Source organism: Shewanella sp. A32, from assembly GCF_029167175.1.
Classification (GTDB): Bacteria; Pseudomonadota; Gammaproteobacteria; order Enterobacterales; family Shewanellaceae; genus Shewanella; species Shewanella yunxiaonensis.
In genome coordinates this window covers 1-24,919 of record NZ_JARFTS010000030.1, presented here as the reverse complement: position 1 = coordinate 24,919, position 24,919 = coordinate 1, and the positions used below count along the sequence as shown (strand labels likewise).

General features: G+C 49.0%; 17 protein-coding genes. 8 read left to right on the top strand and 9 right to left on the bottom strand.

Annotation, left to right across the window (positions count from 1 at the left end):
* Positions 1-44: 44 nt before the first annotated feature.
* The 6 genes from PY479_RS16165 to PY479_RS16140 all read right to left on the bottom strand — a co-directional run bounded on the left by PY479_RS16165 (position 45) and on the right by PY479_RS16140 (position 7,668).
* Positions 45-1,670 (bottom strand): glycosyltransferase family 39 protein, encoded by a 1,626-nt coding sequence (locus PY479_RS16165; RefSeq protein WP_275484395.1) that lies wholly within the window; start codon positions 1,668-1,670, stop codon positions 45-47.
* Positions 1,671-1,933: 263 nt separating this feature from the next.
* Positions 1,934-3,907, bottom strand: a complete 1,974-nt coding sequence (locus PY479_RS16160) for a TonB-dependent receptor (RefSeq protein ID WP_275484394.1) — start codon at positions 3,905-3,907, stop codon at positions 1,934-1,936.
* A 171-nt stretch (positions 3,908-4,078) separates the two neighbouring features.
* Positions 4,079-4,888, bottom strand: coding sequence for a class I SAM-dependent methyltransferase (locus tag PY479_RS16155; RefSeq protein WP_275484393.1), 810 nt, complete (start codon positions 4,886-4,888; stop codon positions 4,079-4,081).
* 19 nt (positions 4,889-4,907) lie between these two features.
* On the bottom strand, positions 4,908-5,663 hold the full coding sequence (locus PY479_RS16150; protein WP_212594404.1) for an ABC transporter ATP-binding protein: 756 nt from the start codon (positions 5,661-5,663) through the stop codon (positions 4,908-4,910).
* Positions 5,660-6,643, bottom strand: a complete 984-nt coding sequence (locus PY479_RS16145; protein ID WP_275484392.1) for an iron ABC transporter permease — start codon at positions 6,641-6,643, stop codon at positions 5,660-5,662. The genes PY479_RS16150 and PY479_RS16145 overlap by 4 nt, the downstream gene beginning before the upstream one ends.
* A complete protein-coding gene (locus PY479_RS16140; RefSeq protein ID WP_212594402.1) occupies positions 6,640-7,668 on the bottom strand; it encodes an ABC transporter substrate-binding protein in 1,029 nt (342 codons plus the stop codon). The genes PY479_RS16145 and PY479_RS16140 overlap by 4 nt, the downstream gene beginning before the upstream one ends.
* 434 nt (positions 7,669-8,102) lie before the next feature.
* On the opposite strand from PY479_RS16140, the gene PY479_RS16135 reads away from it, so the two are divergent.
* Both PY479_RS16135 and PY479_RS16130 read left to right on the top strand, forming a co-directional pair.
* On the top strand, positions 8,103-11,201 hold the full coding sequence (locus PY479_RS16135; RefSeq protein WP_275484391.1) for an EAL domain-containing protein: 3,099 nt from the start codon (positions 8,103-8,105) through the stop codon (positions 11,199-11,201).
* A gap of 143 nt (positions 11,202-11,344) precedes the next feature.
* Positions 11,345-13,444 carry a TonB-dependent receptor gene (locus tag PY479_RS16130; protein ID WP_275484390.1) on the top strand — a complete coding sequence of 700 codons (2,100 nt, stop codon included), beginning with the start codon at positions 11,345-11,347 and terminating at the stop codon, positions 13,442-13,444.
* A 53-nt stretch (positions 13,445-13,497) separates the two neighbouring features.
* Here the strand turns inward: PY479_RS16130 and PY479_RS16125 are convergent, their stop codons facing one another.
* The 3 genes from PY479_RS16125 to PY479_RS16115 all read right to left on the bottom strand — a co-directional run bounded on the left by PY479_RS16125 (position 13,498) and on the right by PY479_RS16115 (position 17,432).
* Positions 13,498-14,199 (bottom strand): hypothetical protein, encoded by a 702-nt coding sequence (locus PY479_RS16125; RefSeq protein WP_275484389.1) that lies wholly within the window; start codon positions 14,197-14,199, stop codon positions 13,498-13,500.
* Positions 14,200-14,260: 61 nt separating this feature from the next.
* Entirely contained in the window at positions 14,261-15,892 is a 1,632-nt protein-coding gene (locus PY479_RS16120; RefSeq protein WP_275484388.1) for an alkaline phosphatase, read from the bottom strand.
* 16 nt (positions 15,893-15,908) lie between these two features.
* Positions 15,909-17,432, bottom strand: coding sequence for an alkaline phosphatase (locus tag PY479_RS16115; protein ID WP_275484387.1), 1,524 nt, complete (start codon positions 17,430-17,432; stop codon positions 15,909-15,911).
* Positions 17,433-17,923: 491 nt separating this feature from the next.
* Here PY479_RS16115 and PY479_RS16110 point away from each other — a divergent pair, with 491 nt between their 5' ends.
* The 6 genes from PY479_RS16110 to PY479_RS16085 all read left to right on the top strand — a co-directional run bounded on the left by PY479_RS16110 (position 17,924) and on the right by PY479_RS16085 (position 24,867).
* Positions 17,924-18,538, top strand: coding sequence for a YitT family protein (locus PY479_RS16110; RefSeq protein ID WP_212594396.1), 615 nt, complete (start codon positions 17,924-17,926; stop codon positions 18,536-18,538).
* Positions 18,539-18,794: 256 nt separating this feature from the next.
* Positions 18,795-20,519, top strand: coding sequence for a ubiquinone-dependent pyruvate dehydrogenase (poxB, locus tag PY479_RS16105; RefSeq protein WP_275484386.1), 1,725 nt, complete (start codon positions 18,795-18,797; stop codon positions 20,517-20,519).
* A gap of 301 nt (positions 20,520-20,820) precedes the next feature.
* The gene (locus PY479_RS16100; RefSeq protein ID WP_275484385.1) at positions 20,821-21,804 is read left to right on the top strand and encodes an MDR family oxidoreductase; all 984 of its coding nucleotides are present in this window, start codon (positions 20,821-20,823) and stop codon (positions 21,802-21,804) included.
* A gap of 107 nt (positions 21,805-21,911) precedes the next feature.
* Positions 21,912-22,496, top strand: coding sequence for a class I SAM-dependent methyltransferase (locus tag PY479_RS16095; protein WP_275484384.1), 585 nt, complete (start codon positions 21,912-21,914; stop codon positions 22,494-22,496).
* Positions 22,497-23,078: 582 nt separating this feature from the next.
* On the top strand, positions 23,079-23,387 hold the full coding sequence (locus PY479_RS16090) for a hypothetical protein (protein WP_275484383.1): 309 nt from the start codon (positions 23,079-23,081) through the stop codon (positions 23,385-23,387).
* A gap of 433 nt (positions 23,388-23,820) precedes the next feature.
* Positions 23,821-24,867, top strand: coding sequence for a hypothetical protein (locus PY479_RS16085; protein ID WP_275484382.1), 1,047 nt, complete (start codon positions 23,821-23,823; stop codon positions 24,865-24,867).
* The last annotated feature ends 52 nt before the right edge of the window (positions 24,868-24,919 follow it).

The window sequence follows — 24,919 nt, the reverse complement described above, 5'->3', positions numbered from 1 at the left end:
GTGGACAATGAAAAAGAGCGGTCAAGCCGCTCTTTTTTATGCCGCTAACCTTGGGTGCGCATAAAGCTGATAAAGTCAGTAGCTTTCACTATCAACAAATATCGGCCACGATAGGTTTGCGAGTAGATAGCGCCTTTAAGCAATGCATCAGAAGGGTGATTGATAGGGCATATCACAATTGTCTGAGGATGTGCTTCTAGCCAGCTCAGTCGTTCTGGATAATCGCCCTGCAAATCAATAATGGGCTGATACAGCTTGCCAGCAAACTGAAATTGATTGTCATATTTATCCCAAAATACCAGTGTATTGCCTTGATCCTGAAGTATTTTAACTTCCTTTGCCGCTTGAGTTATGTCATAGGACTGGTGCAACGGGAGTCTGACCGTCATCAGTAAACTGGTAATTAATACCGGAAACACCAGAAAACGCACGTATAACGTCAGTTGTTCCTGCCGGAATTTAACTAGCGACACTGCTACCATCAACAGTGGTGCAATAGCCACCCAGGTATACACTTGAGGTTGCTGAATATTTTTGAAAATGTGCGATGCCCAGTAAGGTAATGAAATAATCGCCGCGGCAATTAGGGCACTGGCAGCAGCTAACAGGTAGCTGCGACCAAACTTGTTTGGTTGCACCTTTCCAGCCACATATAACGCAATAATTGGCATCAGTGGACAAAGATAGTGGATCTGTTTACCGCTGATCAGGCTGAAACACCCAATGATCAGTGCAATGTAAATCAGCAGCGCTTTGTCTTTGGCGACGGTCACTTTAAACAGACTACTTTTCCAGACCCCCCCCAACAGCGGTAATGGCAGCAACAGTATGGGTAACAAATATAAATACCAATATATTGGACGCGCATGGGCAAAGGCCGATACCATCCGGCCAGTGGTCTGTTTCCAGATCAATTCATTTTCATAAGCGCCACCACCCGCAATAACGGCGGGGATCACCCAACACGCTAACAACAACAAGCCGATGAAGATTGCCAGTCCACAGCCTTTAGCAAAACGCTTGGATTCAATACTGTTTTCCGCTTGCCACCATCGTCTGAGCAACATGAAAGGAACCGCATAGAGCAGCATTACCGGTCCCTTTGCCAGTAATCCCATACCGATAGCAAAACCCGCTAATGCCAGCGCCTTTTTGCTGCCACTTTCACTGAATTCCAAGCAGCTCAGTATCCACAGCAACACAAAGATACTTAACAGCAGATCAAACATGATGGTCGGCAGATAAAAACTCCAGCCTCCCAAAGCCAACAAGATCACCGGGGCAAAGCGCGCCGCAGTCTCGGAGGATGGATAATACTTTTTGGCCAGCAAATGCAGCAGCCAGAAATTAATGCAAGCCGCTAAGGGGACCGATAACCGGGCAGGCCATTCGCTAACGCCAAACAGCGCCCACGCAAGATTAATTAGCCAAAACAACAGCGGTGGTTTATGGGCATAAGTTTCGCCGTTTTGATGTGGTACTAGCCAGTTATGATCTCGCCACATTTCCCAGGCGACAGAGACATAGCGAGTTTCATCGACTGGCATCAGCGGTCGTAACCACAGATGTGCCGCAATTAAACCTAATGCCGCGAGTAAGGTGCACCAAAGAAAAGCGGTCGAAGAGATATGACCCACTGAAGTAGGTGCAGGAGTGAGGCGGTTATTCATACCGTTAAAAACTTATACCTATTGATTCTAAGTGTCTGATAGTGACTGCCAATTATTAATAATTTATTAACGGTATCAAGTCTCTCTGGTTTATCGCTGACCATTGGTCACATATCTGAGCGTGAATTAAATTCGGACCGTTCAAATAAGCCTAGCGCCGACTAAATGATAAAAAGCCGGTGATTATGACCAGTAATCACCGGCTTTTGCTTGCACAGAGGATCAGACGAGGTAACAGGCTGCTGTGCTACAACCCATATGCTTTACAAGTGGTATTCCACGCCTAGCCAAAAGTTACGACCTTGCTCGATAAAACCTTCGGCATATTCATAACTACGGTCAAACAGGTTATTTACTGAAGCATTCAGACTGAGTCGTGGCAGCAACTGATAGTCAGCGCGCAGATTGGTCACTGCAAATCCCGCAGCAATTTGTGAGCCGTCACTATCACTATAGCTTGATGAGCGGATCTCTTCGGATACGGTCAGGCTCAAGGGATCCCAAGGCGTCAGTTTGACCCAGGCATTTCCCATCTGTTCGGGTAATCCGGTGATTTCACCAAGCTCTTGGCGTTTAACATCGGCATGGGTATAGCTATAGCTCAGTCCCATTTGAGCATATGTGCTTACATGTCCTGAGATGCCTAAATCTACGCCGCGGTAATCTACGCGGCCACTGTTGCGATTTTGTACCGTGTCTGCGTCAATATTGATGGCAAGAATGGCATCATCGACGCGGTTGTAATAAGCACTTGCCTCATAGCTCCATTGCGAATTAAACAAGCCGTTGTAAGTGATATCCAATGCCCGTGCACGTTCTGGTTTTAGCTGCGGATTTACCAGTGCCACTTGTCCAGTTGCAGGTTTTGATGTGGTGTACCGTTCTTTAAGTGTGGGGAAACGGCTACGATCTGATAAGGACACTGTCAGCGCATCGCTGTCATTCACATGGTATTTGAGCAGCCCTTGCCAGTTAAATGCATGCTGATCGTTGTCATCATACTGGGTGATACTGCCGTCATTTTCATGCTGCATCCCTTCAAGGCTTTGGCGTTTGTCATAGCTGATGCCCGCAACCGCATCAAACTGCGTTGATATTGCCCATTGGTATTCAGCGGCTAGCGAGATCGTACGATCCTTATAACGATCATATAGTGCATCCGGGGCGTCTTTTTCACGATGGACATCTTCTTTCCAGTGCGCCGCAAACGATAGTTGATCACGCTGGCGCATATCAGCGCTTAGTTGCAGGGCTGCGCCATTGCTGAAATCATCATAACGACTGTAATAGCCGCTTTTCTTTTCCAGTGCTGAAAGTGAGTTGTACATCATCAGCGTATTGGCAAAAACATCATGGTATAGCCGGCTTTTGAGGGTGAAGATGTCACCTATCTGTGTAAGCCCCTGATAGTAATAACTGTCTTTATCATAGTCCGGCCACTGCCAGTAGCGAGACGACTGATCTGAGGTCCCGGCATAGGGTGGGTTATTTTTTTGGCCATCCTGCTTTATATAGGTAAAGGTGTATTCATCGTTAGCATTCGGGGTAATACCTAATTTGATGACGCCGCGTTTATCGTTTGCCGCAGAGTTGATAAGTTTGCCATCGGTACCGGCGACATCATTATTGGTGCCGTATGGCAATCCAAGATAGTCCTGTTTCAGCTGACTGCCGGTAAACTGCAAGTAACCCAGATCGCTTCGCATACCGAGGGATAAATCTGCGTCATAGGCATTGCTGCTATTGCGGGTAAACCCTTGGCGATACGCCGCACTGGCTTCAAATGGCGCCTGTGGTTTATGGGTCGTTAAATTAATCGCCCCACCCATCTGGTTGGGCCCCTGGAGCAGTGAGGTATAACCTTTGGAAACCTCAATGGAATCAAGATTGGATGACAGAAAACGTCCCAGATCAAGGTTGCCATCATAAGGCACATAAATCGGGATCCCATCGTAAAATACCGGCACCTGGCGACTATCAAAACCACGTACTCTGACTTGGAGTTCATTCCGGCTACCGGATTTTTGCAACGATACACCGGGGATAACACTGAGTGCCTGCGCAACATTGGTCTTTCCTAACTGTTCCAATGTTTGTTGATCAATAGCGTCGCTGCTATCGGCAACCTGACTACCCCAGATAGTGAGACGTTCGGTGTCTGATGGCTCATCTGCCTGAGCATAATGTTGCCCTGATATTGCGATGATCATGAGCAGTGAGAGTTTTTTCAATATCATGTTGAACCTCAAATTCGATATATAAATTAATATATATCGATGACTATGCCAAAATTTGGCAGTAATTCGCTGCCTGTCAGAATGGCTGAAAGGCGGTGGTTATCGGTAGCAATTGGGGATCATTGCACCGTCAGAAAGGCTTACCGTCAGGTAAGCCTGATATTCGCTAAGTTACAGTGTTTGGGTTTTGTCCCAGTAAACCAATGCCCAGTCACGGGATGGCGGAACAATCACTTGCCCCATACGTTTTTTCTGTTGGTAAAAATCAAACAGGCGTTGTAATTCTGTGTCGTCGAGAGTTCCCAATGACCAACTGACGGATTCTGAAAACTGTTCAAAGCTTTCTGTTTTATTTTGGCAGTTGGGGCCACGGATATAATCAACCTTAGGATGGATCCCCAGTTGATATAAAATGTTAACAGCAAAAATATAGTTAGGTAGTTCAACGACCGGGCGACCCACTGCACGTTGCACTGCCACATCGACAAACGATGTGGCTACCGTATGAGTGGTATAAACGCGCAATCGGGCTTTATTATTGAGTTTGATCAGCGCTTGCTGCAGATCGGCAACCAGCGTTGAGCGCGATGCAACTGCAATGTCGCATTCGGGGATCTCTGTCCAGTCATCTTCCCAGGATTTATTGAGCAGGGTAACGTTTTGTAAGCCCATGGCTGCGGCTCGTCTTCCGGCTACTTCCAACATCCCTCGGCTGTAATCGACGCCCCAAACCTGGGTGAGTGAGCCCGCTAAATTGAGACAGACTGAGCCGGGGCCACAACCCATATCCAACAGGGTGCTGGCATTTCGCAGATCAATTTTGCTTTGTAGTTGTACCAGATAAGGATCCTGCGGATTAGCACACACTTCTGCCATTTTTTCAGCTCGGGCATCCCAGTGTTCCGGCGCTTTAGTGGTGCGGCCTGCCTGCTGCATCTGTTGCCGGTAAAGTTCGGCAAAGTTTAACTCGTCCAGTATCATTGACTGATTCCTTATAGGCTTAAATTTCGATTCCCAGGTGATGTCTGATATCCGCTTCCTGTACATCATAGAGTGCTGCCAGTTTTTGTCCCGTGAGCATGGCCGCAGCACTGCCTTGTCGTGCGCCCTCGTGCTTTGACAGTAGCACAACCCGGTCAGCAATTGCTCTGGCATGTAACGGATGATGGGTCGACATCAACAAGGTCATTCCAGTACTTTTCAGCTGGCGGATTTTTTCCAGTAACTTGATCTGGTGGCCGAAGTCGAGACTGGCCGCCGGTTCATCCATCACCAGTAATTTCGGCTGTTGTAACAGTGCTCTGGCAATCAGCACTAACTGCCGCTCGCCACCGCTAAGTGACGGATATAATCGTGCCGCGAGGTGATAGATCCCCAGATTGTCCAATAACTCCAGCGCCAATCGTCGATCTTTTGCCGATGGTGAGGAAAACAACGGCAGATGAATACTGCGTCCCATCAATACCATGTCCAAAACACTAAAGGTAAATGGACCATCATGCGCCTGTGGCACATAGGCCATCCATTTCGCCAGATCTTCACTACGCCATGCTTTTATCGCGCGTTGCTGCAACAAAATATTGCCGCCACGCAAGGGTAATCGGCCCAACAAACTGCGAATTAATGTGGTTTTGCCACAACCATTGGCGCCGAGCAGACAGCAAACTTCACCTTGTGCAATCGTAAAAGAGAGCTGTTGCAGTACCGGATGTTGTGGGTAACCCACCGCAGTGTTTTCAAATTGCACCAGTGTCACAGCCGTTCTCTCCGCATCAGCAATAACAGAAAGAACGGTGCACCGATCAGCGCCGTCAATATGCCAAGCGGCAATTCTACCGCACTGACAGTACGTGCCAGCGTGTCTGTTACCAAAAGCAAAATTGCGCCGGTTGCCATCGCCATCGGCAGTAATCGTTGATTATTGGCCCCGGTAAGCATGCGGCAAATATGCGGTATGACTAACCCGACCCAGCCGATGATGCCAGCAATAGCAACCGCACTGGCGGTGATAAGCGTGGCACTGATAATGAAAACTGCTCGCAGACGTACAACGTTAACGCCCAAGGCGCTGGCTTCTTCATCTGGCAGACTCAGCAAGTTCATGCGCCAGCGCAGCAACCATAGCGGGAGTATGCCAAGTAACGTCAGCGGTGCGGCGATTTTTAAATCGCTCAAGGTAATGCTGTTTAATCCCCCGAGCAGCCAAAAGGTGATTGACGGTAATTCGGTATAAGGGTCAGCCAGCACTTTGATCAGGGAGATCATGGCGCTGCACACGGTACCAACCGCAATGCCGATTAACACCAGTGATAACACTGGGTCTTGGCGCTGGGTAAAGCGCGCGATAACGCAGACCAGTCCGACCACCAGTAATCCGCCAGCAAATGCCAATGATTGAATCAATAACATTGATAATCCGAGCAAAATTGCCACACTGGCGCCCATTCCCGCGCCAGCCGCGACTCCCAGAATATCCGGTGATACTAACGGATTACGGAACATTCCCTGATAGGCGGTCCCGGCCGCGGCTAACCCGGCGCCAATCATTACCGCTGCCAGCATTCTTGGCATCCGGATCTGCCAGAATACAATGGATAACTGGGGATCGGCGCTCTTGTTGTCAATCAACAAGTGACCAATGTCAGCAAGATTTAACGGATATTTCCCAGACGTCAGCGCGAACACCATCGCTATTAGCAGTAATGTGCAGACAACGGCTGCAGACCAATACTTCATATTGCCGGTACCAGTATGCGATAGTCATCATCGCTCAGACTGCTGTGAAAAAACGTCTGAAAAAACTGCTGCATGTCAGTCTTAAAAGTAGGCCTCAAGCGGCTATCCAAATGCGCCTGGAGTCTTCTAAGTCCCAGTAAACGATTGACACCTGGCGGTGCATCCAACCAGCCAAAAGGGAAGCGCTGATAGCACAACACTTGTTGCTGTTTGACGGCTCGAACGCCTTGCCACTGCGGCGACTGTGTAATGTGCTGCCACGTCGTGATGTCCTGCGTGATGATCAGATCGGGTTGCCACAGTAGCAGTTGTTCCATCGATACTTGGGCAAGCCCGTTACGGCCACTGACTTCGGCGACATTGCGTAATCCCAGTAGCTCAATCGCTTCGGTGTGTAAGGAGCCAGCAAGGCCGGTTTCTAAACCTCGGGCACCGCGAGCGGCATAAAAGCGAATATTTTTACCCGTATTGGCGGCAAAATTTTTGGCATCACTCAGGATCTGCTTAGCCATACTTGCCAATTGTGCCGCGGTGGCTTCAACCCCCAGCAGGGCTCCGGTTTGTGTCAGTTGCGCTGGTGAGTCGGTCAATTGACCACTGACTAACACGTAAGGAATGCCGGTCTGAGCGACGGTTCTTTGGGCCACTGAACGAAATGTATTGGTAACGTCACCACAGTCGACAATGATATCCGGTTTTAGCGCCAATAGTTGTTCCAGCGACAGTGTACTGGCTCGCCCTGCAAGTCGACCGAGCTTGGGTAATCCACGCACTGACTGGCTAAACCAGGGAAAATCCTGCTGTAGGCTGAAACTGGAGAACCCTTGCAGGTGTTGCGGTGCCAGGGCCAGCAATAGCATATCTGCTGGTGCGCCAGCACTCAGCACCTTGCGTACGTCAGTCGGGGCGGGGATTTTACCGAAGGGCAATACCAAAGGGGTATCTGCCATCGCTAATTGCGGCCATGCTGCGAGGGTGCCACTGGCCATCAGTCCCTGTAGCAACATGCGGCGCTGCATATCCATATCTTAAAATCCTGGAAAATTCGATATATAAAAAAATATATAACGATATGCTATGGAAATCAGCGATGCTGTCAAGGTAACTGAGTGTGAGCTTGCTTGCAGATCTGAGCTTATGGCGTGACTGAGGTCAGTGCTTACCTCGGAATACTTATACGATAGAGGTGTTGCATCATGTTGGGTATTCGTCGGTTGCGTTACCTGTGTGGTTGCGGTCAAACATCGGTAGCGTTTATAAAGAAACGTAAATGTTTGATCTTGGTTAAATATTATCCGTGGTTAATATTCAATCAAGATGTTAACCTACTCATTTAATGCCCTGGATTTGTTACGGGTATAGAATTAACAACCCTCGCAGTTAGCGCGTCGGGTTTAAGCGGTTCATATCACAATGGGTTGTAGCCAAAGCATTTGTTGGCAGGATTAAGGATGACGTTATGATTCGCCAATTAGTGGCACAACTAAAAGTAATAAGCGACGGCTCGGCGCAGCTTACCAGTTTACTTATTGTTGTTGCTTATGGCGTGCTTACCGTAGCGTTGGGATTATTGTTCCAACAATCCCATTTCTTAGTACATTTGGATGCAGCAGGGGCGTTGGTTCTGGCGTTGCGCGTGGTCAAACCCAAACCGGTCCCTAACGATTTCTGGCCCATTGTTGGCGTGTCTTTGCTGAGCATCGTCGCCAGCATCACTTTTTATCATGAACCCCTACCTGCGGCTGTCATACTGGCAATCACTGTGGTCGCCCAAGGATTGCTGGGGGCTTGGCTACTACAAATGTTTAGCCAAAGCTTTCAAGGATTTTCCACCTTTGAGGGCATGGTGAAACTGCTATTTGTTGGCGCGATCCTGCCAGCGTTTATTGTCAGTCATCTCCCGGCATTGTTGCCGGTCGCCGGGGTTGATGCCTATGTACTGAAATGGTCGAGGTGGATCTGCAACCTTGGCTTATCGGCCTTATTATTTACACCGCTGTTTGTTTACGGTGTTTTTATGCCGACGGACCGGTATGCAAAGCAGGACAATTCTCTTCAGGCCGGGTTTTATTGGGCGTTGGCTTTGGTGATTTCTGTCTGGACATTTAGCCATTATCCTGTTTTTGCTCATAAACTTCCGCTACAAATCTTGTTGCTGGTGTTTGTATTAGCTCTATATGCCGTCAGCTTTTCTATCAGATTTAATAGCCTGGTGTTATGCAGTGTGGGGCTGGTAGCACTGTGGTCAATGCAGACGACGGCGATAGATGAAGGGCTGGATTCCCGCTTAAACGATTTTGTCTTGTTGGCATTTTTTATCTTTGTCGTGTTTAGCGTCAAGCTGGCCGTGTGCGTGCTGATCAATGAAAAAGTCGCGGCGTTTAATCGCAGTCGTCGTAGCCGCCAGATGTTTGAAGCATTAAGCACGGTTAATCAGAATCTTATTGGTTTTGACAGCTCCGAGCAGGAAATTTTCAGTAAAGTCTGTCGCATTATCACCGAAGATATCGGGCTGGAGCAGACCTGCATTACCGTCTTTCAACCTTATACTGGGCAACCTGAGAAACCACATACCTATGCCGTTGACTGGCGATATGTCTATCCGGAACATGATTGCACTCATGGCGGCACTGCATTTCCGCTAGAACTGGATCGGGTGTTAGATAGCAGCGGCTACAGTGCTTTGCAATACACCGGTTGCTGCAGCGGTTGCGACTGGAACTGCCATTACAACACCGTAGTGTCATTTCCTATCTATCGCTCTGGTTACATCCACGGTGTGCTCACGGTTTTCGACAGTCGCGGAGCCATTTTTGATGATGATATCCACCGGTTGTTTGAAGACCTGGTAAAAGACATCAGCTTCGCGCTGACCTCCTTAGATGACCATATCAAGCTACAACTTGGCTACGAAGCGTTTGAATATAGCCAGGAAGCGATAGTGATCACCGATCCTGAAGGTAACATCATTAACGTTAACCCGTCATTTTGTCGGATCACCGGCTTCACTGTGGATGAAGTGATGGGCAAAAATCCGCGGTTGCTGAAATCTTCAAAGCAGTCCGATGAGTTCTATCGTGACATGTGGCAATCCATACTGGATAAAGGCAGTTGGTCCGGCGAGTTCTGGAACAAACGTAAAAATGGCGAACTGTATTTGCAGCGCGGCACCATCTCTACCGTGACGGATCAACGTGGTGAAATTAAGCATCTTATTGGCGTGATGGAAGACGTGACGCGTCAGCATCAGGCCGAAGAATATGCCCGCCGACTGACTAACTTTGACACCCTGACCGGCCTGCCCAATCGCAACAGGCTCAGTGATGTGTTCTTTAAAATGAGTAATCAGGCTGAAAAAACCAGACGTTCACTGGCGGTGATGTTCATCGACTTGGATGATTTCAAACATGTGAACGACGCGATGGGGCACCAGTTTGGTGATGAGGTGCTCAAAGCCGTTGCGCTACGTCTGCAAGAGCAGGTTGATGTCGATGATGCCCTGTTTCGTTTCAGTGGCGATGAATTCCTGTTACTGACGCCTTACGACAGTGTCGCCACGATTGAGTTGGCGCAAGCGCTGATAGCCACAGTGAGCAAAACGGTGAAAGTGGGCGATAAAGTGATCAACATTGGTTGCAGTATCGGGATTGCCATTTCCCCTTCCGATGGCATCACCATTGATCATCTGGTAGGCAGTGCCGATGCGGCGATGTACCGTGCTAAAAGTGCCGGGCGTGGCACCTATGTATTTTTCTCCGCCGATATGCAAACTAATGCGCTGGAAAAACTCAATCTCAAGCATGATCTCGCATTAGCGATTAATAACAATGAGTTATGTCTGCATTTCCAGCCAAAGGTGAATATTCAGGACGACACCCTGATTGGTGCTGAAGCCTTGGTTCGTTGGTATCATCCGCAGCGGGGGGAATTGGCACCTGGGCATTTTATTCCTCTGGCCGAAGAATCTGGGCAGATTGTCATGATCGACCGTTGGGTGCTTGAGGCGGCCATCCGTCAGCTCAGTGATTGGCGGCAGCAAGGCTTTACGCCATGCCCGATTGCCATCAACCTGTCTCTGCCGATGTTTCAGCGTCCACAATTTGTTGATGAGATTATCTACCTGCTGGATCGTTATCAGGTGCCTGCGCAATGGTTAGAACTGGAGGTGACGGAACGAGTGGCGATGGGCGATCTGGACTATACCGTCAATACTTTAAGAGCGTTAAAGCACATCGGCGTCAGTATTTCGATTGATGATTTTGGTACCGGCTATTCTAGTCTTGCCTATCTGTATGATTTTCCTATCGATACATTGAAAATCGATAAAGCGTTTGTGACCGATATTCATCATAATCCGAAGAAACAAGGGATTGTTAGCGCCATTATTTCACTCAGCATCACGATGGGCTTACATACGGTCGCGGAAGGGGTGGAAACCATCGAAGAGAAGGCTTATCTGCGTAATCTGCACTGTGACTATTTCCAGGGCTACCTGTTTTCTAAGCCGGTGACAGCGGCTCAATTCCAACAGCGCTATTTCAGTTCTCAGCCACACTAAAGCCTCGCTTTCTGCTGCCACGGTTAGTGATCTCACCGTTTGAGATTGGGCGTCGCTTTATCTGAATATATTAATTGAAATGATAACTACTATCATTTACGATCGCATCAAAATTTATGAGGTGCTTATATTCAGGATACGAAATGAAGCCTATCTCTCCCATTTATCTCGCGATTATTAGTGTGTTGTATTCATTGCCGGGACTAGCTGACGACAGTGCTACCCGTCAGGATGCCAGTATGGAGCGTCTTACGGTGACCGGTCGTGCTCAGTCGCTTTATCGTAAGGACGATGGTTCCTTAGCAACCCGCACCAACACCCCGATTGAACGTACACCTCAGTCAATTCAGATCCTGCCGGAAAGTCTGATAGAAGATCAGGCGGCGCTGGAAGTGACAGATCTGTATCGTTCCATCAGTGGCGTCAGTCAGTATGCCTACTCGGCTGTCACTTTCCGCGGTTTCCATCAGGACGAAATTCTCTATGACGGTGTTCGCGGCGATCCGTTTAACGGTTTTGCCATTCCGCAACTGTTTAATATCCAGCAAGTACAGGTGCTAAAAGGCCCCAGCGGCGCGATTTATGGTGCCGGTTCCCCCGGCGGACTGATCAACTATGTCACGAAAAAGCCGGCTTATCAGCGTAACAACAACATCAAACTGGGAGTCGGTAACGACGATTTTGTCAGTGGTAGCGTGGAGTTAACCGGCCCCGTCACCGACAGTGGCGACCAGCGTTATCGCCTGGGCGTTTATCAGGATCACGAGAATCCTTACCGCTACAATACCGATCAAGGTAACCGGATTATTGATGCCGGATATGCCTTCGATATGGGCGATAGCACCACGCTGATGCTGCAACTCACTGATGTGCATCAAAACTATGGCGGTGCACGTCTACGAGGGATCCCCGCAGATAAAGATGGCAATTTTCTCGCCAGCATGCAGTGGAATAGCAATGAACAGTCTGACTATCAACAGTTAGATGCCACGGTTTATCAGGCGCGACTCGACCACGACATGAACAGTTGGCTCAGTGGTAATCTCACGGTCCGTTACTTTGAAAACACGGAGGTACAGAAATATCACGAACCCGTGAGTATGGACGATACCGATGGTGATGGTGTTGCTGACTGGACCGAACGTCAATATCGCGATCAAACCCGCGACACCCAAGCGGGTTCAGTTACCGGCAATTTGATTGCAGAGTTAGGCCAACATACCTTGCTCTTTGGCGGTGACATTTTTCGGCAAAAAGAGGGCTTCTATTATCTGCGGGCCACGGCTTCTGGTGGCGTGTTAGGTCTGAGTTATACCGACCCTCAATACGGCGTGACTGACGTCGACAGTTACCAGTTAAAGCTGAATACGGATTCAGATACGACCGCAGTGCGATACGGTTTATATCTGCAGGATCAGTGGCGGATCACTGACGCTTGGGATGTTCTGGCAGGATTACGCCTCGATGGTTTTGATGACAAAATTGTTGATAATATTCAAGAAACTCGCGACAACTACGATGATACCGGGTTGAGTTACCGCATCGGTAGTACCTATAAGATCAATGACCACTTACACCCGTATGTTACCTGGGCAACAGGGTTTGTGCCTCAGGATGCTGGCAGCCAACTCAGTAGCAAGGGCGGGCCGTTTGATCCAGAGGAAAGCCAGCTGGCAGAAGCCGGCATCCGTAGCTTCTGGTTTGATAACGCGGTAAACCTCAACTTGGCGACCTATCACATAGTGCGGGAAAACATTCTGCAGACAGACCCGGACGATACTGACAAGCTGCTGGCATTGGGTAAAGTCCGCAGCCAAGGGGTAGAGCTGGATCTGATGGGCGATCTCACCGAACACTGGGTATTGAATCTGAACTATGCCTACAACGATACCGTGGTAAAGGATGCCACTAATGGTATCAGCCGTGCCTATGGCAACCGCTTTGCCAATGCCCCCAGACATCAATTGGGCTTATGGACACGTTATGATATTGCCGCGATTGATTCAGCAATTGCGTTTGGGGCTGATTACGTCAGTGAACAGTTTGATCAGGAAGGTGGGCGGATTAAACCCTACACGGTATTTGACGCTTCCTGGCAAACGCATTGGCGGCAATGGCAATTCCAGCTCAACATCAAAAACCTGTTTGATAAAGCCTACGCGGTAAGTGGTTTGATTAACCGGACCGGTCTGTTCCCCGGTGAACACCGCCGGGTCTATGCCTCTGTTACCTACCATTTCTAAGTCTGCATAGAGTAAACGCCGATGTGTAGACATCGGCTTTTACCTGTTGGCGCTTAATGGCCATGATTGCCCAGTGGATGGCCATGACTGTCATATGCCGCATGTTCACTGTGTTCAACAAACCCCTGATTGATCATTTTTGCCAGAAATGGGTCTTGTTCGTTGTCACCCACGTCTGCGAAATCAGTGCGTTGATAGCGCTGCCATTGCTGCAGTTGTTGTTTCACGGTGTCATTGGTGAGCAGTTGCTGTGCTTGCCAGCGGCTGACTTTGCCCCCGACCTCGGTTTCCAGCACTAAAGGCAGACCTAAAGTGGTACTCCATAACAACTGATAATGTACCTGCTGATATTCACCTTCGTAGGCTTCGGCAGTGGCACAGCTCGATTGGGGCACCTTGGTCAGCACCTGTCGCAGATGTTCTGAAGTAAAGCTCTCGATCTCGGCCTGAGATACCTGTACACCCAGCGTGCGTAAATCGCCAGCGTAGTAATCAATTCGACGTTTGGCTTCACCAAATACTCGGCTGAATTGCGGATGTTTTGGATTGTCAAAGCGCCACCATTCGGCGATTTGGTTTTGTGGATTGTAAAAAGCCGTTTGCGCTTGCTGGCGCAGCAACAGTAAGGTTCCCTGCTTGTCGCCACTGAGTTGGTAACTGACGCCCCAAGCGTCCGTTGGGCGGTTACTGGGACAGAACTCAGTCGCACTGACGATGGCGGGAAACAGAAACAGCAGTATTGGCAGAATTTTCATTGAATAACTCCAATCAAAAGGAACAGCTACGTGAGGTAGCTGTTCCTGCAAGGGCAGGGCATTAGTTTTGTGCGGCTTCTGCACGACCCACCAGATTGGCGGCATAGTTCATCACATGGAATAACATGTTCTGTTCCACTGAACCGGTGACCAGTTGCGCGCCTGGCCCTTTGGCATAGACGGCGACATCTTCACCCGCATGAGTTTCACTGCCCAGTGGCACCGTGGCTTCCTGACGGTAATCAACGTCGGTCACTGCATACAGGTTCAGATCGGGGCGGTTGCTGTCAGTATTGACCGCGGCGCTACCGAAGCCAAAGCCAGGACCATTGGCGTAACCTAAGGTGGTGTATGGCATGCCGTTGCTGTCGGTACTGTAGGTTGTCGCGGCAGCACCACTCGCATCGACACCGCGTACCAGACCGAGAATCGGATTACCACGCACGGGATATCCGGCAATGGTGAACACATGGCTGTGGTCTGCAGTCACCAGGATCAGCGTGTCTTTGTCGGCTTTTTCGATGGCAACGCGCACCGCGTCAGACAATGCCACCGTGTCTTCCAGCGCCCGCGCAGCGTTACCCGCATGGTGCGCATGGTCGATACGGCCGCCTTCCACCATCAGAAAATAGCCGCTGTCGTTTTGCTTCAGCATATCCAGTGCGCGGCTGGTCATTTCGGCCAGCGATGGCTCACCGGCACCATCACCGTTGACCCGGTCTGCTTCATACTGCATATGGCTGTTTTCAAACAGACCGAGCAAATGTTTAACACTGCTGGTATCGACACTCATAAACTGGGCACGATTCCACACATAAGCGCCGTCACTGTATTTGCTGGTCCACTCTGTGGTGAGATCCCGACCATCATTGCGACGACCGGCCCGACCATATTCAGGATCAGTTTCGGTATTCGGCATAAAGTAGGTACGGCCGCCACCCATCGCGACTTCCGGACCATCACCATAAGGGAAATCAATCAGTTGTGAGGCGATATCTTTACAGCCGGCATCCAGCGCCGCTTGCGGCATATCGCTGTCAGCTTCCCAGTTACGCTCGACTGAATGGGCGTAGGTCGCTGCCGGTGTCGCATGGGTCAGGCGTGCGGTAGAAATGATCCCGGTACTCATGCCGGCAATTTCTGCTAGCTCCAGGGCGGTCATCACCTCATGGCCAGTGCTGGTACTGCACTGATCACGCACTGCGGCATCCGATACTGAAATAATGCCATCTTTGGTTTTGACACCGGTGACAATCGCCGTCATGGTTGGCGCGGAATCCGGTGTCTGCTGGTTGGCAGAGTAGGTTTTCACCAGTCCGGAATAGGGAAAGGTTTCAAAGCTGAGGCGGTTTTCTTCACCGCTTTCGCCTTGCTGCTGGCCCTGATAGATACGGGCGGCGGTGAGCGTAGAAATTCCCATACCATCGCCCACAAATAGGATGATGTTTTTAGCTTTGCCAGCCGAGTCACTGATGCTGTTGCCGCTGGCTTTAGTGACTGCATCCTGCCCCGCCATAAACCACTCGTTGGCGGCGGTATAATCACGACCATCAGTACCATCTTGTCCATTACTGCCATCGGCGCCGGTAGCACCTGTTGCTCCAGTTGCCCCTTTTTCACCATCGCTGCCACAACCCGCTAATGTCAGTGCAGACAGGGTCATCATGGCCAGTACAATTGCTTTCAATTTCATTTTTGCATCCCTCAAATCAGTACTTGCTGCCACCCAGAGCGCCCGCCTGGTTCATGACATGGAAAATGACGTTCTGTTCAACGTTGCCCTGGAATAGCCAGGCGCCCGGACCGGTGGCGTAAATGGCCACATCTTCCGCGGCGTGGGTTTCGCTGCTCAGCGGCACTTGTGCTTGCTGCATAAATTCCACGTCCGTGGTATCTACGGCGGTGAGGTCTTCACGCGCGCCTTGTTTGGCCCCCGGACCATTGGCATAACCGAGCGTGGTATAAGGCAGACCGTCAGCCGCCAGCGAAGGCGCAGTGCTGATGGTTTCATCATTCGGCTCATGCACCAGTCCGAGAATAGGATTGCCGCGGGCCGGATAACCGGCAATGGTAAAGGTGTGGCTGTGGTCAGCCGAGACAATAATCAGGGTGTTCTGTAAATCGACTTTATCCATTGCCGCCTGCACAGCATCAGACAACGCAACCGTATCTTCCAGGGCGCGAGCAGCATTGCCAGCGTGGTGGGCGTGGTCAATACGGCCACCTTCTACCATCAGGAAATAGCCCTTGTCGTTTTTCGCCAAAATATCGATGGCTTTGCTGGTCATTTCGGCCAATGACGGTTCGCCAGCCACATCGTCGGCACGATCCGCTTCATACTGCATATGAGAAGCTTCAAACAATCCAAGCAGATGGTCCGTGGTACTGGTATCAACCGCATCAAACGCTTCTTTATTCCAGACATAGACCGCATTAGAGAATTTTTCACTCCAGGCGGCAGTCAGATCGTTACCATCGGCGCGGCGACCTTTGGCGCCTTCGCCATCGGTCACTGTATTAGGCAGAAAATAACTGCGGCCGCCACCCAGTGCGACTTCCAGACCGTCTCCCGGTGCATCCATCACCAGTTGGTAAGCGATGTCGTGACAGCCATTGGCGACAGCTTCTTTGGTCAGATTGGTATCGGCCTCCCAGTCACGCTCTGGTGTATGCGCATAAGTAGCGGCCGGGGTGGCGTGAGTGATACGGGCGGTGGAGATAACGCCGGTGGATTTGCCCAGATCTTCTGCTAATTCCAGTGCCGTTTTCAGTTCATTACCTTTGCTGGAAAGGCAGTTACCGCGAATAGAGTCTGATGAAACCGACAGCATGCCATCTTCGGTTTTTACGCCGGTGATCATCGCAGTCATGGTCGGCGCTGAATCCGGCGTTTGCTGATTCACGGAATAAGTTTTTGAGAGTGCACTGTATGGAAAGGTCTCAAAGCTCAGGCGATTTTCTTCACCGGTATGCCCTGCCATTTGCCCTTGATAGATGCGGGCAGCAGTCAGCGTGGAAACTCCCATACCGTCACCGACAAAGAAAATAATGTTTTTGGCGGTGCCTGTGTTACGAACTTCGGCAACCTTGGCGGCTACTGCGTCAGCGCCTGCGGTGAACCAACTGCTTTGTGTCTGAGAAGTCGGCAAAACGGTGGCATTTGCGGTGTGGCAAATAAACGCACTTGCCATCGCTGCAGCCAACACGGTCAGAACCTGTGGTCGGGTTTTCATTGCTATCCTCGCGTGATTTCCTGTAGTGATTTTGTGCCGGCAATCTGTCCGGTCAGCACCGATTTTGGAAGATTTAGATGACACTAATGTTTCTTAACTGTTAAATATTTTGGTGGGATGATACCTGGCACTTATGCAGATAGATGAAAAAGGCAGGGTGAACTTTAGCGAATGTGTAAAATTGGTAGAAATCACCACTGTGTTAACGTTGTTAGCTGCAGAAATTTGCTGCAATCAACCATAAATTTACTATATTGTTTATCTGTAAATATAAGTGAAATCAATGGCTGTAGACGATATTTGCTACATTTTAGAATTCATTGTTCTCAAAAACGTACTTTCTTTGATTGCACCAGAATGTTACAAACGTGTTCAATAATTTTGCCACTACCGCGGATGCCAGATTTATTCTGACGCTATCTTTTTATGCAAAGTGGTGACTAAAATGGCACTTCTAGTGCAATTTTAATCATTATAATAACGGTGTTTTCATGGAAACTATACAAACTCCCAAGCAGGGACATTCCTTGCTCGAGGATATTTCTGCCATTTTTATCGGCAGCTGTTTTGTATCGCTGGGCGTGTTTTTTCTACGTCAGGCCGGTTTACTTACAGGTGGTACTGCGGGGTTATCCCTGTTATTAACCCACCTGTCACCACTGACATTTGGACAGTGGTTTGTGTTACTCAACGTGCCGTTTTTCTGGTTGGCATGGAGCCGGATGGGTAAAGCTTTTACCATCAAGACTTTTGTCTCCATCGTCGTTGTGTCGGTCATGAGTGATCACATGGAGATGGTACTTGGCTTCTCCAAAGTGAACGTGTTCTATTCATCAGTTATTGGTGGATTGTTGTTGGGCGCAGGCATGTTGATTATGTTCAGACATAAATCAAGCCTTGGTGGTTTCAATATCTTAGCCTTGTATTTGCAGGATAAATTCAATATCCGCGCGGGCAAATTTCAGATGGTATTGGATTCTTCAATCGTGATTGCCTCGTTCTTTATCATCAGCCCATGGCTGCTGGCACTGTCGGTATTCGGTGCCGTTGTGACAAATTTTGTTCTCGCTGTTAACCATAAACCTGGTCGTTACAGCGGACTCTGAACCCTGAGTTTCTCAATCTTTGAGAAGTTCATTCCGGCCCTTCATTTGAAGGGCCTTTTTTATGCCTGAATAGAATTCAACGCTATATCGATATAAAAACTTACCCTAACGAACCCATAAATTTGATCTTGCGCACACTTTTTAACGAGAGGATGATGTGTGTGGTAAGAGAATTTTAATCTATTCATCTATTAAACAATGAATCACTGAATTAAAAATCTGTTTTTGGTGATATTAAATAGTGGAGTATATCGTTATGGGGCAAAGCATTGCGTATTTCATTGCAGATACTCTTAGCAAAGCGGGTGTTAAACGGATGTGGGGCGTCACCGGTGACTCTCTGAATGGTATCAGCGACAGCCTACGAAAAATCGGTACTATCGAGTGGCTGGGGACTCGGCATGAAGAAACCGCGGCATTTGCTGCGGGCGCCGAGGCCAGTATCTCCGGGGAATTGTCAGTGTGTGCGGGCTCCTGTGGTCCCGGCAATATGCACTTGATCAACGGCTTGTTTGACTGTCACCGCAACCGCGTGCCGGTATTGGCGATAGCTGCTCATATTCCATCGGCTGAAATCGGCACTAACTATTTTCAGGAAACCCATCCTCAGGAATTATTTAAAGAATGTAGTGTGTTCTGTGAATTAGTCTCCAATCCAGAGCAGATGCCATACATTCTTGAGACTGCTATGCGTCAGGCCATATTGCATCGTGACGTGGCGGTGATCGTGCTGCCGGGCGATGTCGCTTTGAAGCCGATGCCGGAAGGTGTCAATCCCAAATGGAGTCTGCCAAAGCCGGCCACCTATACACCTGCCGTAGCAGACATTGAAACGCTGGCGCAGAAGCTGAATAGCAGCAATAACATCACACTGCTGTGCGGTGCCGGTTGTGCCGAAGCGCACGATGAAGTGGTGGCGCTGGCAGCCAAACTGCAGGCACCTATTGTTCACGCGCTGCGCGGCAAAGAATATCTGGAATATGACAATCCTTACGATGTCGGCATGACCGGTCTGATTGGTTTTGCCTCCGGTTATCACGCGATGCGGCAGGCGGATACGGTGCTGTTGTTAGGCACCAGTTTCCCTTATCGGGCGTTCTATCCGGAAAAAGCCACCATTCTGCAGGTGGACAACAATCCTGCGTCACTCGGTCGTCATTGCCAGATTGATTTTGGCGTCCTGGGAGATGTCAAAAACACATTGAAAGAATTGGTGCCATTGATTGACGAAGGCCGCTCGCGTAGCCATCTGGATCAGTGCCTGAAAAACTACCATGACGCGCGTAAAGATCTGGATGATCTGGCCAATGGGAAAACTTCTCACAACCTGATCCACCCACAATATCTGGCACGGTTGATCAGTGAAACCGCCGCCGAAGATGCGGTATTTACCGCCGATGTTGGTACCCCGACAGTCTGGGCTGCGCGGTATTTGCAGATGAACGGTAAGCGGCGCCTGATTGGTTCGTTTAACCATGGCTCTATGGCAAATGCTTTATCACAGGCGATGGGGGCTCAGGCGGAAAATCGCCAGCGGCAAGTGGTCGCCATGTGCGGTGACGGTGGTTTCTCAATGCTGATGGGCGACCTGTTATCTCTGCGCCAGCTTAAACTGCCGATCAAAGTGGTGGTGTTCAATAACCGTTCTCTGGGCTTTGTGGCGATGGAAATGAAGGCCGGTGGTTATCTGTCACACGATACCGATCTGCAAAACCCAAGTTTTGCCGCCATTGCGGAAGCGTGTGGTGTGCGCGGCATTCATGTGACCGATCCGCAAGCCTTGCCACAGGCGCTGCGGGATGCGTTTGATGATGAAGGCCCGGTAGTGGTCGAAGTAGATACCGCCAAGCAGGAACTGGCAATGCCACCACAAATCAAGTTTGAACACGCCAAGGGCTTTAGCCTGTATATGATGAAAGCCATCATCAACGGCCGTGGCGATGAAATTGTTGAATTGAGTAAGACCAACTGGTTCCGTTAGGCGCTTTTTGCCTGTCCCACTCAGTTAACGACAACGTAGATAATCCGGTGACCTCACCGGATTATTTTTTGGTTCGCGATTGCTCAATTCTGCTGGCATGCTTGGCCTAATGCCTCTATCCAATCATCGCAGCTCATTGAGCCCCCTTGCACTCCTAGTCACCGGTGCTTGCTGTGGTGATAGTCCTTAACGCTTAGTACCCAATGGCTTCAATTGATGGGACTAATCGCTAACTTCATTTCTGCATGCAAATCTGGTTACACTGCTGCACACATTTACCGCCTGGATCAGGGAGTTCTAGATGTTCAACGCATTGATAATCAATAAAGATGAACAAGGTTACCGCTGTGAATTACAGCAGTTGTCAGCCGAGCAATTGCCACCCGAAAACGTGTTGGTTCAAGTGGCTTACAGTACGCTCAATTACAAGGACGGACTGGCGATCACCGGCAAAGGGCCGGTGGTGCGTAAATTCCCGTTAGTGCCGGGGATCGATCTCGCGGGCACCGTGATTGAAAGCGCTCATCCAGATTATCAGGCCGGTGACAAAGTGCTGCTGAACGGCTGGGGCGTCGGTGAAAATTACTGGGGAGGCCTGGCACAGTTTGCCCGCCTTAATGGCGACTGGCTGATCCCGCTGCCGGATGCTTTCTCGGCACGAGATGCCATGGCGATTGGTACTGCCGGATACACTGCCATGCTGTGCATCATGGCATTGGAAAAACAAGGGTTGACCCCCGAAAAAGGCGAAGTGCTGGTGACTGGTGCTAACGGTGGTGTCGGTACTTTTGCCATTGCCTTGCTCGCTGCCAAAGGTTATCTGGTGGTCGCAGCTACCGGGCGTCCTGAACTGGCGGATTCGCTGAAAGCCTTAGGTGCCAGCGCCATCATTGATCGCAGCGAACTGAGCCAACCGGGGAAACCTTTAGCCAAGGAGCGCTGGGCGGCGGTGGTGGACTCGGTCGGGAGTCATACGCTGGCCAATGCCTGCGCCGCCACCAAAGCAGATGGTGCCGTGGCTGCCTGTGGTCTGGCTCAGGGCATGGATTTTCCGGCAACGGTCGCGCCGTTTATTTTGCGCGGTGTCAGTCTGCTGGGCATTAACAGCGTTACCCGCCCTAAGGCCGAACGCATTGCCGCCTGGCAGCAGTTAGCCCAATGGCTGCCGAGAACCATGTTCGATCACAACACCCGTGAAATCGGCCTGCGCGAAGCCATTGCCACCGCCAGTGATTTGTTGGCCGGAAAAGTTCAGGGGCGGGTGCTGGTGGACGTCAATCGTTAAGCGTGTGCGGTTGTTTGTCATTTATGATACATTAGAAAAAATTTATAGAAGGCGACCATGGTCGCCGCTATGGTTGCAGTGACTGTTACAAAAACCAAGGAAGCAGTATGTGGGATGATGTCTACAGTGCCGAGCAGTATGTGTACGGCAGTGAACCCAACGAATTTTTGCTGGCACACAGCAGTGATCTGCCTCAGGGGCGGGTGTTATGTATCGGTGATGGCGAAGGCCGTAACTCAGTCTATCTGGCACGACAGGGCTATCAGGTAACCGCCGTCGATCTGTCCGCCGTCGGCATTGCCAAAGCGAAGAAACTGGCGGCGCGATATGGGGTCAGCGTTGACTATATTCAGGCCGATCTGGCGCAGTTCAGCTTTGGTGAAAATCAGTGGGACGCTATCGTCTCTATTTTTTGTCACCTGCCAGCACCGCTGCGTAAACGCGTGCATCAACAAGTGATTGATGGATTGAAACCGGGCGGCGTATTCCTGCTAGAAGGTTATACCCCAAGACAGTTACAGTTCGGCACTGGCGGCCCCAAAGCGGTGGAGATGCTGCTGGATAAAGATGAAGTCGCTAGCGAATTAGCGGCGCTGAATATGTTGCATCTGCAAGCGTTGGATCGGCAAGTGATTGAAGGTGTTAAACACACCGGCACTGGCGCGGTGTTGCAGTTGTTAGCACAAAAGTGAGTGTTGTGAGCTTGCGTGCTCACACTACGGCTAAATAGGCTGCGCCTATGCAAACTGCGTTTGCAGAATGTCGTGGAACTACTCGTTCCACACCAGAGGACAAGGGGACTGGACGGCCTCGAATGACATCCATGTCTAACGGCCAGCTCGCCATCTATGGCTCGCGCTCATAAGCACACTCATCACCGATGAGTATTCGGCCTTACAACCCCATGCTGCCCCACGTCGCGAAACGCTACGGGCTTATGGTTTGCCATTTTCGCAAATCGCACCGATTCGCCATCCATGGCTCAGCGTTGCTTCTCGATATCTGTCGGGCAGGAAGCCCAAATGCCGTGAAGGACATGGATGTCCGAGAACGGCCATGCCTTAATTGCTCAATGGCAGCCCAACGCACCTGTGCAGCGCCAAGGGGAATTGGTATTGCCTATTAATTCAGTGCGTTAGCTTGAATTAAATTGGTGGCTGTCCTCATTTTTCGATGGCTGTCGTCACTTTTAAAAACATGTAAAATGCTCGGCTTATACGGCGTTGCGTGGCACGTTTGCCCCTGATTTGGGCTTCAACAACCAGGTTTCAACCATGAAAAATCTCTCGAAAGTACAACAAAAACAACAAACGATTGTGCAGACCGTTGCGGATGCTCTTGAAGCCCAAGCCCGTGCGGAAATTCCCGGCATGGTGCAATGTTGGTTTGCCGTTGAGTACCAGCTATTTCCCGGTTCATTACTGTTGTATTTTCAGTTTGAGAATGAACCAGCGTTAGCGGCGGCCGCGCCAGAGCTGTTGAAGTGGCAAAAGCGGTTAAGCACAGCGATGCTGAAAAAAGGGGTGGTGCTTAAGGATATGCGGAAGAATTTGATGTTTACCTTGGCAGGCCCAGAGGATTAGGCCGTTTGATGGCGCGAAACGGTTTCGCGCTTTTGATTGACGCAAACTGCGTTTGCGAATGCTGAATGGCTTGCAGCCATTGCAACCTGCGGTTGCTAAAGTCGTGGAACTACTCGTTCCACACCAGAGGATAAGGGGGCTAGACGGCTTCGCCCCCTTATCAAACCCCCTGCCTCCCCACGTCGCGAAACGCTACGGGCTTATGGTTTGCCATCTTCGCAAATCGCACCGATTCGCCATCCATGGCTCAGCGTTGCTTCTCGGCATCCATGCCTCGATTGCTCATTGGCTGCCCAACGCTCCTTCGCCGCGCCAAGGGGAACTGGCGTTATCTGGTATCTAGAGAATTAATAAAATCATTGTATTAGATTGTAGTTGCGTTTAGTTTACCACTAATAATTATAATTCACGCTTAGCGAAAAAGGGAGTTTTAATGTCTCAGTGGGATGATAAGTTTGCAGAGCATGCAATACATACTAACATCAACAATCTTAACGAAAGATTGAATAATAATGCACTTATAACTGAAGATTTAAATATTATTGATATTTTGGATAAGATAAAACAAGCCATATCTTATTCAGAAGTATGTCTAAATAATATAATTCCAGCATTGGTTAATTTCGCAAATCTAGATAAAGCAAATGAATATCTAAACATCATTAGTAATGAATTAAATCATTATATTTCCAATAAAAATATTGCGCACTTAAATAATACGCAAAGTCATGTAACTAACTATATTTCTCAAATTAATGCGCTGCCAGTTTCTAAGGAAAAGATATCTAAAGAGTCTTTTACTAATTCACTAGTTGAATTCAAGAAATTAGCTGAAAATTCGTTAATTGATTTAAGGAATAAAAAAGATGAATTGTCTAATTCTATATCTGAGTTAAAATCGGAATCAGGAAAACAATTAAGTAGAATTAAAAATCTTGAATCTGATATAAGTAAAAACAACGATATAAACAATATCTCACTAGATAAACTTAATAATGAAATAGAAGCTATTAAATCGAATTTTTTAAATGATATGAATTCTGAATTAAAAATTTTTGAGCAAAACTACAACAATTACTCTAAACATTTTGAAAATCAACTTACAGATGCATTAGAAACTAACAAATTAAAAATTGATGCTATCATATCTGAAAATAATGAAAAATATTCAAAGCAATTGGAAGGACAGAAAAGTCAGGCTAAAGAAGTTTTAGATAAATTGCTGGAAAATAAAAAAGATGCATCAAATTTGTTACAGATAATTGGTAATATTGGAATCACAGGAAATTATCAAAATATAGCAAACTCAAATAAAGTCGCCGCTGATCGTTGGAGAAAAATAGCACTGAGCTTGATGATTATTATGGTTGCTATAATATTTCTAACAATTTTTATAACAGCAACTAACGGGTTTGATTGGAAGTTGGCTTTGTTTCGCGTAGGTGCTGCTTTCATACTAAATAGCTGTTCCGAAGTGTAGATCACCTGCGAAGGGAACTCAGTGTGAAATGAGCGATCAGATAAGTCGCCAA

Bases quoted from the DNA above. Each gene is read 5' to 3' on its own strand.
- PY479_RS16165 (WP_275484395.1), bottom strand. From the start codon at position 1,670: ATGAATAACCGCCTCACTCCTGCACCTACTTCAGTGGGTCATATCTCT.
- PY479_RS16160 (WP_275484394.1), bottom strand. From the start codon at position 3,907: ATGATATTGAAAAAACTCTCACTGCTCATGATCATCGCAATATCAGGG.
- PY479_RS16155 (WP_275484393.1), bottom strand. From the start codon at position 4,888: ATGATACTGGACGAGTTAAACTTTGCCGAACTTTACCGGCAACAGATG.
- PY479_RS16145 (WP_275484392.1), bottom strand. From the start codon at position 6,643: ATGAAGTATTGGTCTGCAGCCGTTGTCTGCACATTACTGCTAATAGCG.
- PY479_RS16140 (WP_212594402.1), bottom strand. From the start codon at position 7,668: ATGGATATGCAGCGCCGCATGTTGCTACAGGGACTGATGGCCAGTGGC.
- PY479_RS16135 (WP_275484391.1), top strand. From the start codon at position 8,103: ATGATTCGCCAATTAGTGGCACAACTAAAAGTAATAAGCGACGGCTCG.
- PY479_RS16130 (WP_275484390.1), top strand. From the start codon at position 11,345: ATGAAGCCTATCTCTCCCATTTATCTCGCGATTATTAGTGTGTTGTAT.
- PY479_RS16125 (WP_275484389.1), bottom strand. From the start codon at position 14,199: ATGAAAATTCTGCCAATACTGCTGTTTCTGTTTCCCGCCATCGTCAGT.
- PY479_RS16120 (WP_275484388.1), bottom strand. From the start codon at position 15,892: ATGAAATTGAAAGCAATTGTACTGGCCATGATGACCCTGTCTGCACTG.
- PY479_RS16115 (WP_275484387.1), bottom strand. From the start codon at position 17,432: ATGAAAACCCGACCACAGGTTCTGACCGTGTTGGCTGCAGCGATGGCA.
- PY479_RS16110 (WP_212594396.1), top strand. From the start codon at position 17,924: ATGGAAACTATACAAACTCCCAAGCAGGGACATTCCTTGCTCGAGGAT.
- poxB (WP_275484386.1), top strand. From the start codon at position 18,795: ATGGGGCAAAGCATTGCGTATTTCATTGCAGATACTCTTAGCAAAGCG.
- PY479_RS16100 (WP_275484385.1), top strand. From the start codon at position 20,821: ATGTTCAACGCATTGATAATCAATAAAGATGAACAAGGTTACCGCTGT.
- PY479_RS16095 (WP_275484384.1), top strand. From the start codon at position 21,912: ATGTGGGATGATGTCTACAGTGCCGAGCAGTATGTGTACGGCAGTGAA.
- PY479_RS16090 (WP_275484383.1), top strand. From the start codon at position 23,079: ATGAAAAATCTCTCGAAAGTACAACAAAAACAACAAACGATTGTGCAG.
- PY479_RS16085 (WP_275484382.1), top strand. From the start codon at position 23,821: ATGTCTCAGTGGGATGATAAGTTTGCAGAGCATGCAATACATACTAAC.